Origin of the sequence: Dysgonomonas termitidis, assembly GCF_042654545.1 — a bacterium.
Lineage (GTDB): Bacteria > Bacteroidota > Bacteroidia > Bacteroidales > Dysgonomonadaceae > Dysgonomonas > Dysgonomonas termitidis.
In genome coordinates this window covers 23,806-41,552 of the sequence record NZ_JBHSGN010000128.1, presented here as the reverse complement: position 1 = coordinate 41,552, position 17,747 = coordinate 23,806, and the positions used below count along the sequence as shown (strand labels likewise).

The following is a 17,747-nucleotide window of genomic DNA, read 5'->3' as shown; positions in this document are numbered from 1 at the left end:
AGTTGACTTCCGGCAATACGATTAGTCTATATATTCAACACAATGAATTTCATCCAAAGTTATCAATTCCAACCCGGATTTTGGTTCATTATTTGATCTTTGTTGGTATCTATTACAACCTGAGGTATTGGCCATAGGTTGAAATTTTTAGTCAATGTACTTCGAGGATCATCCCAATATGCATATTTCTTAATGCGTTCCAAAGCGACTGTTCCTCCCATACGAAGCAGGGTATTCCAACGGCATTCTTCATAAACAAGTTCCCGGGCACGTTCATCGAGTATCAGGTCTACATTTATGTCGGCTGCAGTGACCAGATAACCACAATTAGCACGGGTACGCAATAAGTTTATATCTGATGCCGCACCAGGCTTATCACCTGCACGCATTTTGGCTTCTGCACGCAATAGAATCGTTTCCGGCAATCGGATCAGATATTCGTCACGAAATAAATTACTTCTGTTCTGTCCGTCATTCAAGCCTGTATATTTATCGGTTGAAATTTTACAGGAAATAGGGAAGCATTGAGTTTTAGCTGCATCCACAGCATCTTTGCTTTCTCCGTCACGATAGATTATACTCCAGGGTACAACTTTACCATAATAAGGTGAAGTTTTTTTATTTCCCAGGAAGGTCCTTCTCAACACGGCTTCCGAGTTTCTCATATCGTCTCCCCACTTACCACTGTATATAATATCGCGGGTATACATGGTGGGCATTACTTGCACAATCCCACGTCCTCCCACGTCCTCCAGCTCATTAGCCAGATGAGCAGACATCGGATCGCGAAAAACAGGGCCGAACACACGTGAATATTGAAGTACAGATTGTTTATCTTCAGCTTTATAAGCTGCATAGTCCACCTGTGCAACCCAAATAGCTTCTTTGTTGCCTTCCTGATAGTTCTGATTCCCTTCCTGAAAAAGGTCCCAATAGACATTTCCGTCTATTATCAATCCGGTGGATGAATACAGATGATCGGGAGTCTGGTCTGCTACCGTGTTTGCATAATAATAATCGGGATTTTCATTCATACGTGTACCGAAGCGTTCTGTCATTAGTCTATATAAAGAGCCATTTATCAAGGTATTACCATATGTAACAGCCTTCTCATAGGCGCTCTTAGCTTCACTGGCTTTGCCTTCTTCTTCCAATGCTACACCTTTGTCTATATACAATTGACAAAGATTATGCTGTGCTGCTCCACGTACCAATCGTCCTCCAACGGGTGTTGTCTCGGGCAGATCGTTTAATATGGCTTCGAGTTCATCGATTGCAAATTGATAAGTTTCTACCCGTGAAGTTCGTTTAAAATCGTAACGAGGTTTGGTCGTAATTTCTGTTACGATAGGTACTCCTCCATATAATTCCCCTAGATTTCTGTAACAGAAAGCACGGAAAAAACGACCTTGTGCTATAGCATAAGCTTTATCGGAGGCCGATCCCCAAGATATTTGAGGTAATTCTGCAGCATATAACGCTAAGTTAGCTTTTGCCAATAGTTGATACCAATGAGAATAATTTATATAGAACACATCATTAGAAGCATTCAGTATACTATAGTCATTGAATCGGTTTCCCCGTCTGATTGTAGCTACATCAAACATATCGGTACCATTTCCACCCCTGAATGCAAAAGCCGGAGTGCCTTCTTCTACCATACACATCATTACTCTCACTTGGGAGTAGCAAGCCACTAAAACCTGGTCTACCTGTTCCGAAGTAGAAAACGTATTGTCTATTGTATAGAATGTATCGGGTTTCTCTGTCAAAAAGCCGGCATCGTCACAACCGCCTGCAATCAGCAGAAAGAACAAGGTCAGAAGACTATTCTTTATCTTTTTCATGATTTATTATTATAAGATTAAAAACTAAGATTTATACCTAATGAATAAGAAGTCAGCACAGGGTATGTATCTCCAAGTACAGGTGTGCCAACTTCCGGATCTCCACCTTTCCAATTTGTGATTGTAGCCAGATTCTTTACTGTCATGAATACTTTCATGTTATTGAGGGCCTGCTTCTTTACCCACTGTTGCCGGAATGTGTAAGACAAGGTGACATCCTGAAAACGAACAAATGCACGGTTCTGTAATCCCTGAAACCGCCCTCCGTCACCGGAGAAGGTTGCAGAAGGATAGGTATTGCTCCGGTTTTCCGGTGTCCACCATGGGATATAGATACCATTTGTATTAAAGTTACCAGTGCCATTGACCATAAAGGCAGCCGTATTAGACTTCATGTAATATCCACCACCACCAAAAGCACCTGTAACCATCATATAAAGGCTCCAATTTTTATAACTGACAGTATTGCTCATATTCAGTTTAAAACTAGGGCTGGTATATCCCAGAATATCACGGTCTTTTGACGTAATCACACCATCATCATCCAGATCCTTATATTTGGGAACGCCGGCACTTACACCATTCGCTTTTATGTATTCCGTATCATCTTCCTGTACAATTCCATCCTGTACATAACCATAGATAACGCCTAACGGCTTACCTATAAAGCGGCTGTTGGAGATGTCATCATCTTCCTTCCCATCTTTATCCAGATCTTCACCATATAGATGTACCAGTTTGTTACGGTTTATCCAGTAAGTGACACTTGTCATCCAGTTCCATTCCCTATTATCGATATTAACGGAACGAACCGTTATTTCCAAACCTTTATTATTAACTTGTCCCATGGAAGATTTAATCTTCTTAAAACCGGTTATTACAGGTATGTCACGTTCAAATATCTGATTGGTTGTCCGTGAGAAATAAACATCCATATCAAAGAAAATCCGGGAACCCAACCAGGCTGACTCAAATCCTGTATTCCATGACTCCGTAGATTCCCAGCCTAAGTCTGCATTACCAAGTGCATCGGCGGCCAATCCGTACAGAATATTGCTGCTATTGCCGAATTCGTAGCGAAGACCGCCTGTAGACCCATTCTTTGTGGTGGAAAGCGTACCATAGGGGTCCAATCCCTGATTACCGTTTTTACCCCATGAAAGCTTTAGTTTCAGATTGTTCAGGACATTTATATTTTGCATAAACGCCTCATCCGATATCCTCCAGGCAGCTCCGGCTGCTGCAAAATTGCCCCATTTTTTGTTTACTCCGAATACGGAAGCCCCATCGCGGCGAAAAGACCCGGTTAAGAAGTACCGGTCCTTAAACGAATATGACAACCGGCCCAGATAACCGATATTGGAACGTCTCCACTTATTCAGCTCAATTTTCTGAACGGCAGCTTTATGAAGGCCGTTTACTTCCAATACGGTATTTCCATTGGCAGAGAAATCGTTACCTCTGGAGATTACCTGCTCATAATCCTTCCGGTCGCGGGTTGCTACGGCTGTTAAGTCGATTGTATGCCTGCCAAAGGTATTTTTATAATTCAGAATATTATCAATTACCCAGCTGGAAGAACTGTTGTTGTCAATACTTCCATTCGCGTTACTCAACAGCAACTGATAGGCTGCCGGTGTATAGCGGGAAACATCATCATAAGCACCCTGCCTTACAAAATACCGTTCATTATAAAATTCACCTACCTGATTTTTGCTCAGATTACCCGAATAATTGAATCGATAGCTCAACCCGGGAAGCCAGGGTAACTTTACTACTGCATAAGCGTTCAGGCGAAAGTTATTTCTTTCATCATACCTGTCATGCGTACCGTCATCCACTCCCCAGAGAGGATTGATCAAGGCCTGTGTCTGAGGATATCTTTCCAGTAATTTATTTTCTTCATCTCTATACATAACCCCATAAGGAGTCATAACAGTTGCCATGTATATATTGGCTCTCGTACCCGGATAGTTGGATCGTGTATATGCACCATCAACACCTATCTGCAGCCAACTTGTGATATCTGCATTGACTTTTCCGAGTACAGAAATACGGTCGAAATCGTCACCAATAATAACGCCCTGATTATTAGCATAAGCTGTGGACAAATAATAATTTAATTTTTCGCCTGCGCCGGAAACAGATACCGAATAATCCTGTACCCAACCTGTACGGGTAGATTCATCCAGCCAGTTAATTTCCCGGCCAGCTTCTCTATTGGTTGCTTCCTGCAGAGTGAGCCAGGATAAATCCGAACTATTGTTCCGGGCCGAAACAGATTCCAGCCATTGCTCACCTTTCATTAGCTTCGGGCGGTTTTGCCAGGTTTGCAAACTACCGGAAGCATTAAAGTTGATGATAGGCTTGCCTGAACGTCCTTTTTTGGTTGTAATTATGATGACACCATTTGCTGAACGCGAACCATAAGCCGCCGCCGATGTCGCATCTTTTAATATATCATAGGAGGCAATATCATTGGGATTAATGTCATTGAGGCTTCCCATATAGATAACTCCATCTACGACTATTAACGGATCATTGGATCCGGAGATAGACTTCTGGCCCCGCATTTGCATTGAAGGTTGTCCTCCGGCAGAGTTTGTGGCACCAATATCAAGACCAGCTACATTGCCTTTGATGGATTCCAGTGCATTTAAGTTTGAAGCCAGAGCCACCGGAGAGTCCTCCAGTTTAATTGAAGAAACAGACCCTGTAAAATCCTGCCGTTTTGTCGTTCCGTATCCAATAACAATCACTTCATCAAGTGCTTTTGAATCTTCCTCCATATAGATAGATAAGGAGTGTTGGGAGCCTACATGCACCTCCTGTTTGTTAAATCCGACATAAGATACTTCCAGGATCGCACCGGGCGACGCTTTTAATGAAAAATTACCCTCCGGATCGGTTATCGTTCCATTCGTTGTTCCCTTTACTATTACATTAGCTCCAATAAGAGGTTCTCCTGCTCTATCAACAATGATTCCGCTAATCGTTTTTGGTTCTTCCTTCTGTTGCTCTGCCACAGCAGTAACAATGACTGAATTTCCCATTACTTTGTATGCTAAGCCGCGGGGAGGAAGAATTTTATTCAGAATAAACTCTACCGGTTGGCTTGAAACATTGATCGTAACATCTTTTTTATTCTCCAATACAATATCCCTGTAAGAGAACTTGTAGGTACTCTGTTTCTCTATTTCCTCAAAGAACTGCTGCAATGTAACTTCTTTGACTGAAACTGTGATATTCTTTGACTGTTGTGCTAATATCCCAATTGGACTAATGAATAAAAATATAGCACAAATAAGAAAAGACAGTTGCTTTTTTTTGCTACCTTTGTTTATGTAGCATAATTGACCTTTTCGATAATTTAACATACTCAATTTTTAAAGGTTAATACAAATAATTTATGCGGTGGGGATCGCATTTATGAAAAAGGTTAACTTATTGCCGGAGAATCTTATCCATTCTCCGGCCTTTTCATGTGGAATTCATGTTTTTCTTTTTTAAGGTTAATAATCAATTAATTAGTAGTTGTAATGATCCATATTTCATCATTCTTCATTCTATATTCAAATTTATAGTGCATTCTGAGTATCTCCATGACATCTCCAACATGATCGCTATAGAAATATCCTGTAAATCGGTCATTCTCAATCCATTTTCCGTCAACGTGTATTTTCACTCCATACTTTCGTTCTACTTTGGTAAGAACAGATTCTATCTGCTCGGAACGGAAAACCAGCTCATTGCGCATCCATGCTGTTTCAAAGAGTGTATTTGTCTTCTCTAAGTGTAGCTTTCCCGATATCTTATCAAACAATATTTTCTCTTTTGATTTGACATACATCACCTCAGATGGCACAGTATGCGTTTCGATCTTTACATATCCCGAAACAAGAGCCATTTCTATTGTGTTTTCCTGTTCATAGGCATAGAGATTAAAGGTGGTTCCTAAAACTTCTATATTTAAATGTTTTGTATAAACAATGAACGGCTTTGTAGTGTCTCTTTTCACTTCAAAAAAAGCTTCTCCCGTAAGGTCTACTTTTCTATCCTTATAGTCGAAGCTCTGCTGATAGCGTAATGAGGATTCTGAGTTTAGATAAACTCTGGAACCATCCGGAAGGGTTATTCCGGCCTTTTGTCCTTTTGCAACGTCTATAGTTATTTCTTTCTGACCTAACTGATACATTTTTTCCCGGTCCTGATAAAAATAAAGGGAAAGAGTGAACAAGAGCGGTATAAGTATTATTGCTGCATACCTTAATGTACGATATAAAAACATGTTTACTCGTTTCCGTTTTAGCTTTTTCTGTATGCCGGAATATATTTTATCCAATTCTTTTTTATCAGCCTCCCCGTCTTTATAATCAAAATTGCACCAAAGGTGTTCAAACATTCCGCCTAATAATGAATTGTCCGAACTATTCACCAGTTCTTTCAATTCCAGCAGTTCTTCCTTGCCTATCTCCTTGTCAGCATAACGGGACAGTAAATAATATATTCTCGATTCTGTCATTTCGAATTAAACGGGCTCACCCTTATTTATAAAAGACATATACAACATGTATATATTATACACAGTCCGGCCATAATTATAACATGCCATAAGATATGTTATAAAACATTTAATTAAAAAGATTTCAGAGTTGGATAAAGAGGAGTATAAAGAGCAACGAGTATTTTTTCATTTCAGGGCGTAAGATATGTAAGGCCAAAGATAATTGATTTCTAACGACTTGTTCGGAAATATTAAGCATTTGCGCAATTTCCCGGACTGAATAGCCTTGCTCTTTATTCAATTCAAATATCTGTGCCTGCCGGGAGGATAATTTCATTTTCGAACGCTGGAGCAGGCGGTTAAATTCATCGAAGTCTATTTTCTGTTCAACCATGGTTTCCGTTGACTCTTCTTCCATGCTTAATTGTACATAATCGAGAAAGGCAGGGTTATTCAATTGTTTACGGAATTCATTTAGCATATGGTTTTTCGCTATTGTAAACAAATAGGATCTGAATGATAATGACTCATCGATTTCTTTATATCTGATCCATACTTTTAGAAAGGTTTCCTGAACAATATCCTGGGTCAATGATTTTGACCGTGTAAAGTTAAATATAAAGGTATATAACTGAGGTGCAAACATTTCATACATAGACGTAAAATCCCCATATGAACCAACTGTCCGTTTCTTCTTATGTTCATCTGGAATATTTATCATGGATTCATTCTGGATTTCTATATTAACGTTGAGCTATTGCTCCCTCTCACGGCAAATATAATATTGTTTTGCTAACCAGCCCAAAGTAATAAGTGGAATTTTAAAGAAATTATTTCATATATTCCCATCCTATAGTCTTACTGATATTTTTCTCCATATCCCAGATTTATACGAAATGGCTTCCATATCCGGACCAATCTCCTGACTGTCTATCTTCAGCCGGATTTGGAAAAATTCAATACTCGTGTGTTCCAATAAATTCAATTCGCCAATATATCTAAACTTTGGATTAAAGAAAACTTCTGTGTTGGGTAATGCATGCGCAATTGCAGCGGTAGTGGCATTCTTACCGTAACATGTAAAAGTATTAATGGTCAGGGGAGTGGTATTTGCTTGCTGTCAATCAACCTGTTATTCTGCACATTGGTATCTATACTGAGATATAATTTCACAGAATTATTATGTAATAATATTTTTAAAATTTCTTAATGGTCGTGTAATAACTCCCGGATACTTTTGCAGTGAATATAATCTCAATACATTACTATGAAATTTTTATTGACAATAGTTTTTTTTGTATTCTTTTCGATAAGTACATACTCCCAATCCATTAAAGGAATAGTAAAAGACTCCGGAACCGGCGAAGAAATTATCGGGGCTATCCTCTTTATAAAAAACCAGCCTGAGAAAGGAGCATCCACAGGTCTGGACGGCAGTTTCAGTATTAACGGAATACAAAAGTATCCTGTATCCCTTTGTTGCACGCTCCTGGGATATAACCAATCGGAAACCTCCATAAAGGACGCCGGTAACAGCGTAACTATCTGGCTGGAACCGAAAGATCAGAATATCGGGGAAGTTATTATCTATGGTGATGGAGGCCAGAACACAGAAACCAATGCCCGTGGAATCGAACGCAATGCGATGAATGTGGTAAATGTAGTGAGCGCCAAAGCTATTGAAATATCGCCGGACATTACGGTTGCAAACGTGATTCAACGCGTTTCGGGGGTTACGGTGGAACGGAACAGCAGCGGTGACGGGCAATATGCTATCCTGAGAGGAATGGACAAGCGTTTTAACTATACGTTGGTCAATGGAGTGAAAATACCAAGCCCTGACAATAAAAACCGTTTCGTACCGCTTGATATCTTTCCGGCGGAACTCCTCGACAGGCTTGAAGTTACAAAATCCCTGACGGCAAACATGGAAGGCGACGGGATTGGCGGAGCCGTGAATATGGTTATGAAAGACGCCCCTACCCAAAGACAACTCACGGCAAATATATCTACGGGATATAATTCTCTCTTCTTCGACAGGGATTTTCAGTCGTTCAAAAGCAACACCATCGATAAACAGTCGCCTAACGAACAGTATGGCCTTGCATATCCCGTAAAAATGAAAGACTTTACAACCCATAACCTGAAGGTCTCTTCCGGTAAGGCTTTACCCAATCTTGCAGCCGGATTCTCTTATGGCGACCGTTTCCTTAAAAACCATCTGGGAATAATGCTTGCGGGTAGTTTTCAGAACAGCCGCAGAGGGAGCAACAGCGATATGTACGGGGCTGTGGGTTCGGATGGCATTCAAAGCATCACGAACCGTTATTTTTCCGATAACCAGACCCGGAGCGGTGTTCATGCGAAACTCGATTATCGCTTTTCACCGAACCATAAGTTAATGTTATATAGTGCATACATGGATTTCCGCAATTCACAGGTAAGGGATGCTTTTGAAACCCAGAGTGAAACTGTCCGCTTACGTTGGAACCGTCAGACCATTTTAAATAATACCCTTAAGGGAATGCATACGTTTTTCAGCAATAAACTTCAGATTGACTGGTCCGGGGTTTACTCGAAAGCAACGAATGAAACCCCGGACAATACCCAGATCAATATATCGACAGTAAACGAACTTACATGGGTTTCCCAGAATACGGGAGCGACCCGCCGGTGGGAACACAATTCGGATGAAGATAAGGCCGGATACCTGAACCTCGGTTACAGCTTCAAGGCTGGAGAGTCTGTGCTGAACCTGTCCGCCGGTGGGATGTACAGGGATAAAAAACGTACCAGCTTTTACAACGAATATACATTCAGGCCTTTTGACGAAAGTAAACCGGAAGAAACACAGCGAATCCTTGTCAGGGGCGAAGACTGGAATAACTACGATGAAATAAAATTTGAAGTCAAGGAATTCGGGAATCTGAGCGACCCGTTGAATTACGATGCCTCCGAAAAGATAGGCGCGACATATATCCAGTCTAAATTGACGTATAATAAACTGGAAATAATAGCCGGACTAAGGGCTGAACACACTGAACAGGGCTACTTCCTGAAATTCCCGACAGAAGGCGCCCAAAACGAAGGGAATCAGAAATATACTGACTACCTGCCCAGCGTGCATGTCAAATATGGCTTGCACAAAGACGCCAACCTCCGCTTCTCGTATGCAAAGTCCCTTAACCGCCCGAGCTTTTTTGAGATAGTGCCGTACAGCCAGATTTATGAAGACTATAAGGAAAGGGGAAATCCTGATCTTATACATACGACTGCCCATAACATCGACCTGCGGTATGAATACTTTCCCCGTCAGTCGGAACAGGTTATGTTAGGCCTCTTCTATAAAAATATACAAAACCCTATCGAATTCGGGATGATGAGCGGCTTCGGACAGGACACCTACTATATGCCGATGAATTTCGGCGATGCGTACAACTATGGCGTAGAGTTCGATGTAACAAAATATTTCAGCAGGTTTGGTATAAAGGCGAATTATACGTTCACCCATTCGCGGATTACCACTACAAAAATGGAAGAAATTCCGGATAATACAGGCGGAGGCTCCGGGCACACTACAACTTATATGGACCAAAGCCGCCCTTTGTACGGCCAGGCCGGCCATGTCGTGAATTTTTCACTCTTATATAAAGATACCTATAACGGATGGGATGCCCAGCTGGCATTCTCTTACACAGGAGAACGTATCTGCATCGTATCGAGGTATTACAACCGTGATAGCTGGCAAGCCGGCTACACTCAACTGGACGCTTCGGTGGAAAAACAGTTCAAAACGGGACTGGCCTTATTTGCAAAAGCCTCTAACCTGACCAATTCACCGATGATACAGTATGTCAAATCCAACAGCAATAACCAGGGGCAGGAAAATGTCAGGCGGTATAAAGGCGGAGTAGTCGAACGCTACGACCATTACGGCGTAAATATGATGCTGGGAATGAAATATAAATTCTAAAAAATAATAACTAGATTAAAAACAAAGCGTATGAAAATTAAATTACTATTTTCTGTAATGATCGTAGTGTTTGCTACAATATTTACAGGTTGTAAAGACGAAAAGGATAATGACGTATCACTGGCCGGGATTACCTTGTCTAAGACCTCGGTTACTTTGAAACCTGAAATAACCGAAACGTTGTCTTGCACATTCTTTCCCGATAATGCAGCCAACAAGAATGTAACATGGAGTTCTTCCAATACGGCTGTAGCCACTGTCGATAATAAAGGACAGGTAACAGCCGTAGGCGTAGGTACGGCACAAATTACAGTAACATCCTCACAGGATGCTTCACTCAAGGCCACATGCGACGTAACCGTTGCATGGGATCAGCTGAACAATGTCAGCGGTAATGTATCGGGTGTATGGGAGAAAAATACGGTAGTAAACGTATCGGGGCATATCAGTGTTCCCAAAGGTAGCAGCCTGACAATTGAAGAAGGTGTACAGGTGATTTTCGATGACAATGGCGTGGGCGCCAGCCATACGAAAATAGAGTTTATGGTAGCCGGTAACCTGTATTGTAAAGGGACTACAACGAATCCTGTCCTGTTTTCAGTTGCTCCGGGCAAACGTACTTCTGCGAATATCTTCGCCGGACTATGGGGCGGAATAGTCGGCACTTCGGATTGCGGGGAAATGCTGTTCGACCATGTAATTATCGAATATACAGGCGCTCCGGTTGTGGCCGATTCACCTTCAGCCGTAGCCGGTATCTATACTGCGGGTGACGATGCTGCACCTCAAATCACGACCAATAATGTGAACGGAAAATATGTCCTTATCAATTCGGAATTAAGGTATGGAGCGTCCGATGCTACTTATTTTATGGGAGGTAACGTGATTGTTGCCAATAACCTGTTCCATGCGAACGGTTATACAGGGGCTGAAGCCGTAAACGTTAAAGCCGGATGTAAGGCCGATGTTGCCTTTAATGTTATGTACAGCCCCAATACAAATGGCTTGAAACTGTCGAGCTCCGGGCAGGATGATACGGCAGGCCGTTTCCAGGCACAGATTAAAGCGTATAATAATACGATTATCAATGCCGGATGGAGGCGCGACGGCGAAAAAGGCGGTTCTGCATATATCGAGAAGGCAGCGTTGGTAAGCATATTCAATAACCTGATCGTAAACTGCAAGTTTAAAGCAATGACGCCGAAATGGGGAACTGTCAGTATATCGGATGGTTGTGATACGAATTCAGTGATAGACTATAACTTTTATGCATCGGGTTCACAGCAAAGCACGCTTCCGCAGGATATAGCGGGAGGAACTATCACGTCATTCCTCGGCTATACGAAATCCAATAAGAATGTATATCCTCAATATGTCGATGTAAATAGTTTTGTAAGTGCTTTGGCTGGCGATGCGGCAAAAGACCCTAAATTTGTGAACTATCCGTTCAACACCGATCCATTGACAAGCTATACCTATAATTCTTCATGGGATCTCCATGTCCAGTCCGGCTCTCCGGTTCTTACCGGGGCTTATAACGGATCAGATGCGAAGATGACTCCGCTTTTCTCATCTACAGGAGTTACTGTAGGGGGTACAGCTTATAAGACACCGGCTCCGGCCAACCGTTTCGGCGCATACGGGACAAACTAAAAACAGTATTAATCAGTTTATTGCATTGTGTATATTATTGCACAATGCAATTCTGTAAAAGATAACATATGAAAAAACTAAATTCTGCATTACTCATTCTCTTTGCTTTCGTTGTTTCAATACAAGCACAGGTGCAAAGCCTGCCTAAACTGCCCAAAGGATTAAATTTTATCGTAGCCAACGATATGGGACGGCAAGGGTATTATGAACAGAAACCCATTGCAAAGATAATGGGCGAAGTAGCGGAACAAAACAGTATCGAGTTTGTGGCTCTGGCCGGGGATTCGCATCATTACATGGGAGTTGCGAGCGTAAGTGATCCGCGCTGGATGACAAACTTCGAGCTTATATACGATAATCCCGAGTTACAGATTCCGTGGAATGTAATCCTGGGTAACCATGAATACAAGGGCAATACGCAGGCCGTATTGGATTATACGCATATCAGCCGGCGATGGAATGCTCCTGCACGGTATTATTCCATCGAAATGAAAATAGGGAAAGGCGATGATAAGTGCCTGTTCGTTTATATAGATACCCCTCCGTTGATAGATAAATACCGTGAGGAAAAGGATGAATACCCGGATGCCTGCAAGCAGGATATAAATGAGCAACTAAAATGGATGGAATCCACTCTTTCCAAATCAGATGCACGCTGGAAATTCGTTATCGGCCATCATCCCGTTTATGCTGATACGGGCAAGGATATATCCGAACGCAGCGATATGCAGAAAAGAATAGGCGGTATTCTGGAAAACAATGCCGTCGATTTCTATATCTGCGGACATATCCATAATTTTCAATATATAAAGCCTCAGGGTAAAAAGGTCAATTATATTGTGAATTCGGCTGCCGCTCTATCCCGTAGCGTAAATCCCGTAGATGGAACCATATTCTGTAACGGAGACCCGGGATTCTCGGTATTTACTGTATCAAAAGACGCTGTAGAATTTTATTTTATAAATCATAAGGCAGAGGTTATATATTCTAATAAGGTTGTAAAATAAGGTTATTTTTAGTAAATAAGCGCCTTTGGATATATTGGATATGGGATTATTCAAAGGCGTTAGTTATTAAATATATATCTTCAATGTAACTTCGATAATGTGCAGTTTATTGTCCGTTAGTAGCTTTTCTTAGTCTTTTCATTGGAACAAATAACAAAAACAGCCTCCAATCTATTGATCCGGAAGCTATTATCTTCATTTCCCCTCTGATGTCTTTCAGAGCCGAGCGAAAGACGGGATTCGAACCCGCGACCCCGACCTTGGCAAGGTCGTGCTCTACCAACTGAGCTACTTTCGCATTTTGGCCGCCTGGGAAACTCTTCCGAACCAACTTTATGACACCAATTCCCGTTTAGCGAGTGCAAATGTAAAAAATGTTTTTGCTTTCTGCAAGGTTTATCCATGTAAAATTAACGTGTAACGTAAAAAACATCCGGATTAGATGTCGAACTGACTGAATATCTTTGTAAATGCAAATCTGAATACTCCGATATTACTCTCCCCCGCTCCATTAAGTTATAAATCCTACCGCATTTCGAACATTTAGCATTACCATCATCCGATGCTTTTACCAATACTGATCTCAACGCCTCGTAAGGACAACTAAGATCATACGCCAGCAGTTCCGGCCTGTCCGTAGCATAAAAACTGTTGACAATCAGCAATCCGCCATATCCCAAATATTCACCGGCCAACACAGGATATTTTCCATTTATATATTCTTTGCTATTACCGGGAGTACGTAAAACAGCATCAATTGTATTCAAGTTCAGCTTAAAATTTACCTGTTCCACCGGTATAACGTTTCTCTCCTCCTCCTTCCCGCAGGAAGAAATCACAACCATCAACAGGCCTATTGTTAATATCTTTATAATCTTTCTCATTTATATATAACGTAAATCATACATTCAATATTACTTCTTACTGCGTTTTAACGCTTCCAGATTTCGTTTCAACCCGCTATACTTAGCCCGTTTCACTGCCGAACCTCTGAAGATCTCCTGATATTCTTCAACCGTCAGTTTATCCAGCCTCTCAAAAGATAAATCCAGGAAAGCCCGCGACGGATTAAACTCTATAGTCTTATGCGGCCTCGAATACCGGTTCCATGGACAAACCTGCTGGCAAATATCGCATCCGTAAAAACGGTTATTAAGATTAGGCACAACAGCCCCGTCTATCTCTCCTTTATTTTCTATCGTCTGATACGAAATACACTTATTGGCATTAATTACACCGGGTGCAACAATTGCTTTTGTCGGGCAAGCGTCGATGCAGCGCGTACAATTACCACACGAAAGGGACAGTGGTTTATCATATTCCAGATCAACATTGAGGATCAATTCCCCCAAAAAGAAATAAGACCCTTTGCCGGGAATGATAAGCAATGAGTTCTTACCAATAAACCCTAGCCCGGCCTTCGCTGCCCAATAACGCTCCAGTACGGGAGCTGTATCCACAAACGGACGTCCTTCGGCCGATGTCTCCAATGACTTAACAAAATCAGAGAGTTGCTGTAGCTTATGTTTTACAACATCGTGATAATCTTTCCCATATGCATAATAAGCAAACTGAGGAATTTCCTCCGGTTGTTTCGTTTCAGGATAATAATTAAGCGCTACACAAACAACAGACCGCGCGCCTTCCACCAACAGGGTGGGATTACAACGTTTATCTTTGTTACGCGCCATATAATCCATATCGGCACAGTAAGACGCGTTAAGCCAGTTTACATATCCCTCCCGGTTTTCAGCATCGACCTCCTCCGCTTTGCAAATGCCGCAGGCATCAAAGCCGAGACTATATGCATATTCTTTTATTTGAGCAGAACTTATCAAACTTCCCTATCATTTTTCGCGTTTATCGACCCGCTTTGTCCCGAAATAATCGAATGCCACGGGGTCTACATATATTTCTTCCTTTGTTTTTTTATTTCTGAAAATGACAAAGTCATGGTCTTTAAACCATCCGTCCACGGCATCTTTCTGCATATTTTTTCCAAAGAGATACAACTTACCCTTCTTTGATCTAGCCTCCCATTCCTTGTCCATCCCGAAACGCTTAATCAGGTAACTGCCTGTTGCCGCGGTAAATGCGGCGTAACCCACATAATTCGCACCCCTGTTTTCAAATGCTTCGGGTGGCTCGCTATCGTTATACACGGATGAATAATCGAGTGCGGCACTCGTCATATCCAAGGATAAATCAATAATGGTTTCTATATCTATATTCGCATCCAGCGACTCATCGTTTGGCAGGCTCTGATGGATATAAGATGCCAGTTTCTCGTCCTTTATATCATATGATTTGCGCCCTCCGGCATCCTCATATTTCACAGCCATCCGGTAGATACTGCCTTTCAGGAAAAAAAGTAGTATAATGACGACTACCACAGAGATAATAACCGTGTAAACCGTATTTTTCTTATTCTTTTTCATATATAATTGTATATTATAATATTAATCTAAAAAGTAACAAAAGTAACAGTTTTTTCCACTTATTACTTAAAACTTCCCACTTATTACTTCTTACCTTCAATGTAAGTCCCCTTCCGGGGCAGGGCTGTTAAGTTCTGAATCCTTATATCCTCTGAGTCATGTTGAACGAAGTGAATTGCAAATCGCCGAAGCGAAGGCGAGGCAAACATCTCCTAAATCGAATGAGATCCTTCGTTCCACTCAGAAACAACGTTCGGCAGAGCGAAGCGGAGCCAATGACAGCAGAGAATAACAGAATAAAGCGGTGAACTTAACAGTTAACAACTTGTATCTCGTATAATTTTTCGTTCTTCGCTTTTGGCTCCGCCGATTTTCAATTAGTTCTTCACTTTTCGTTTTTCACTTATTATTTACCCCTTCTTCAATCCGTTCTAGATGTATATCCCGGCGGCAGGAACGGATAGAGATTCTTTGGTTTGGGCTTCTCTACCGGAGCGGCAGATGGTTGAGCGACAGGCGGCTGCTCCATAACTTGCCCTTGCTCATTTTTCACTTTTCGTTCTTCACTTTCCATTTTCAGTTCTTCACTTTTCACTTTGCCTTCCTCTTCCAGTTCCTTGTCCACGGCCGCCACCACTTCCGGATTGAGCGAGCCGCCCGGACGGAAGCCGTTCCCTTTCAATATCATCAGTTGCCGCCTGGTTTCCTCGTCCTGTACTTCAATGACCAGCGGATGGCGCTCCGATGCAAGCAAGCGGTCTCTGTCCTTCCTCCTTTCCTCCCGGTCGAGTACGTACTTTATCGCGCGGATACTCGGCGGGCAGAATTTCTTTTCCACTACACGGCATTTCTCCACCTCGTTCACCGGATCGTTCTTATCGGGGATATAGGTGACCTTCTCTTTTTTCTGCACATAGCCAGCAGTTGCTTCAGGCCTATACGTGCCGAGGCTATCATCACCTCTTCGCGGTGGTCGATGGCTTCTTCCACCGCTTCGCCGAACCCCGGTTTTGCCTTTTTCCACTCATAAAATGTCTTGCGGCTGATCTTGAATGTTTTGCATATTTCGGAGATGCTGCACAAGTCCTGTTCTATCATCCTGATAATCTCTGAGGCCGTTTTCTCTTTATACTTCATAAGATACTTAAATATTAATGTTAATAATCAGTTTCTTATACAGATAAAGATATTTGGTTTTGATAAATTTTCAGTTACGCTTACATAGCCTCTGCTTGCGCAGATGCCCCGCTTGTGTGTGGCGTAGTAAACATTTTTGCCCTATCAAACAGGACACGGACTGGAAGTCCACGCCAGTGGAGGTTTTTACTTTTTAATTGTTTTGATTCCGTTATAAGTCAAACAGCTTCCAAATCATTTACTCAGCAACCCCTTGCTTACATACCATCTGAATTGCAGTAATTTCCAGCCCTTACCCGGAGAGAGCGCCAGTGTGTATCCGGCAAACAGGACAAGTGATGCAATCCATTTCTTGCATTCCGCCAATACCCTGTTCCGGTATGCCTTCGGGGAAACACCTTTCGTGCGGATACGCTCACTTTTCCCTATGGAATATGTCAGTTCTATAAAATGTGCTTTGGTCAGTTTTTTCTCAGGTATATAGTGATGGATACCCATCTGCGGCAGGTAGTAGAATTGTTCGCTGCCACGTGTAAGCCGGTCGTAAAGGTCTTTTTCTTCCGCTCCGATCAGCCCTGTACCTTTCCGTCCGAGTTCGACATTGAAAAGCCCGTATTTTTCAAAAACTTCTTTTCTGAATGCGGAGTTTCCTCCTCCGGGATACTTTCCGTTACTGAAAGGCTTTACCTTTTCGCCTTCATACAACGCACCACCAAGAAGTTGTTCGGTATAATGGGAAAGCCATTTCGGTTTTTCCACCTCATAGACAGGAACGATAGGGCCTCCGCAGGCATTTACCTCCGGATGCGCATCAAAAAAATTATTTATAGAGGATAAATATGACTCGAATACAGTAGCGTCATCGTCTACAAAGACAAGCACATCTCCCCTACTCTCCTTCACACCTCTGTTCCGGGCATATGACAGTCCCTGGTTTGTCTCAATAAGATAACGGAACACCACCTGAGGATAATCTTTCCGGAACAGATCACAGACACTTGCCGTTCTATCCGTACTATTATTATTTATCAGGACTATCTCATAGTCCGTGTATGGAAAATCCTGCTCCGCAATGCTTTTCAGGGCATTGTAGATATACTTCTCCCTGTTGTAAGTACAAAATATGACGGAAAATTTCATCCTGTCTCGTTTTTCTCTGTCATTCTGAACGAAGTGAAGAATCTCATG

11 protein-coding genes, 1 tRNA gene and 1 pseudogene are annotated in these 17,747 nt (G+C 42.0%); 3 read left to right on the top strand and 10 right to left on the bottom strand.

The window, feature by feature from the left end; all coding sequences use genetic code 11:
- Positions 1-62: 62 nt before the first annotated feature.
- From ACFO6W_RS21570 to ACFO6W_RS21555, 4 genes are all read right to left on the bottom strand, one after another.
- Entirely contained in the window at positions 63-1,847 is a 1,785-nt protein-coding gene (locus ACFO6W_RS21570) for a RagB/SusD family nutrient uptake outer membrane protein (protein WP_380000349.1), read from the bottom strand.
- A 17-nt stretch (positions 1,848-1,864) separates the two neighbouring features.
- On the bottom strand, positions 1,865-5,065 hold the full coding sequence (locus tag ACFO6W_RS21565; RefSeq protein ID WP_380000347.1) for a SusC/RagA family TonB-linked outer membrane protein: 3,201 nt from the start codon (positions 5,063-5,065) through the stop codon (positions 1,865-1,867).
- Positions 5,066-5,370: 305 nt separating this feature from the next.
- Positions 5,371-6,369 carry a FecR family protein gene (locus ACFO6W_RS21560; RefSeq protein ID WP_380000345.1) on the bottom strand — a complete coding sequence of 333 codons (999 nt, stop codon included), beginning with the start codon at positions 6,367-6,369 and terminating at the stop codon, positions 5,371-5,373.
- 124 nt (positions 6,370-6,493) lie between these two features.
- Positions 6,494-7,072, bottom strand: coding sequence for an RNA polymerase sigma factor (locus ACFO6W_RS21555; protein ID WP_380000343.1), 579 nt, complete (start codon positions 7,070-7,072; stop codon positions 6,494-6,496).
- Positions 7,073-7,618: 546 nt separating this feature from the next.
- Between ACFO6W_RS21555 and ACFO6W_RS21550 the strand changes: the two genes are divergently transcribed.
- The 3 genes from ACFO6W_RS21550 (at position 7,619) to ACFO6W_RS21540 (ending at position 12,984) form a co-directional block, all read left to right on the top strand.
- A complete protein-coding gene (locus tag ACFO6W_RS21550; RefSeq protein ID WP_380000341.1) occupies positions 7,619-10,324 on the top strand; it encodes a TonB-dependent receptor domain-containing protein in 2,706 nt (901 codons plus the stop codon).
- 30 nt (positions 10,325-10,354) lie between these two features.
- The gene (locus tag ACFO6W_RS21545) at positions 10,355-11,977 is read left to right on the top strand and encodes an Ig-like domain-containing protein (RefSeq protein WP_380000339.1); all 1,623 of its coding nucleotides are present in this window, start codon (positions 10,355-10,357) and stop codon (positions 11,975-11,977) included.
- Between the two features lie 68 nt (positions 11,978-12,045).
- Positions 12,046-12,984 carry a metallophosphoesterase gene (locus tag ACFO6W_RS21540; RefSeq protein ID WP_380000337.1) on the top strand — a complete coding sequence of 313 codons (939 nt, stop codon included), beginning with the start codon at positions 12,046-12,048 and terminating at the stop codon, positions 12,982-12,984.
- A gap of 225 nt (positions 12,985-13,209) precedes the next feature.
- On the opposite strand, the gene ACFO6W_RS21535 is transcribed toward ACFO6W_RS21540, so the two are convergent.
- The 6 genes and pseudogenes from ACFO6W_RS21535 to ACFO6W_RS21510 form a co-directional block, all read right to left on the bottom strand.
- A tRNA-Gly gene (locus ACFO6W_RS21535) sits at positions 13,210-13,282 on the bottom strand.
- Between the two features lie 112 nt (positions 13,283-13,394).
- Positions 13,395-13,868: a hypothetical protein gene (locus tag ACFO6W_RS21530; protein ID WP_380000335.1), complete on the bottom strand. Its 474-nt coding sequence runs from the start codon at positions 13,866-13,868 to the stop codon at positions 13,395-13,397.
- A 30-nt stretch (positions 13,869-13,898) separates the two neighbouring features.
- On the bottom strand, positions 13,899-14,822 hold the full coding sequence (gene queG / locus ACFO6W_RS21525; protein ID WP_380000333.1) for a tRNA epoxyqueuosine(34) reductase QueG: 924 nt from the start codon (positions 14,820-14,822) through the stop codon (positions 13,899-13,901).
- Positions 14,823-14,831: 9 nt separating this feature from the next.
- Positions 14,832-15,422 carry a hypothetical protein gene (locus tag ACFO6W_RS21520; RefSeq protein ID WP_380000331.1) on the bottom strand — a complete coding sequence of 197 codons (591 nt, stop codon included), beginning with the start codon at positions 15,420-15,422 and terminating at the stop codon, positions 14,832-14,834.
- A 421-nt stretch (positions 15,423-15,843) separates the two neighbouring features.
- A pseudogene (locus tag ACFO6W_RS21515) lies at positions 15,844-16,559 on the bottom strand (helix-turn-helix domain-containing protein).
- A gap of 234 nt (positions 16,560-16,793) precedes the next feature.
- Positions 16,794-17,699, bottom strand: coding sequence for a glycosyltransferase family 2 protein (locus tag ACFO6W_RS21510; protein WP_380000329.1), 906 nt, complete (start codon positions 17,697-17,699; stop codon positions 16,794-16,796).
- Between the last annotated feature and the right edge of the window lie 48 nt (positions 17,700-17,747).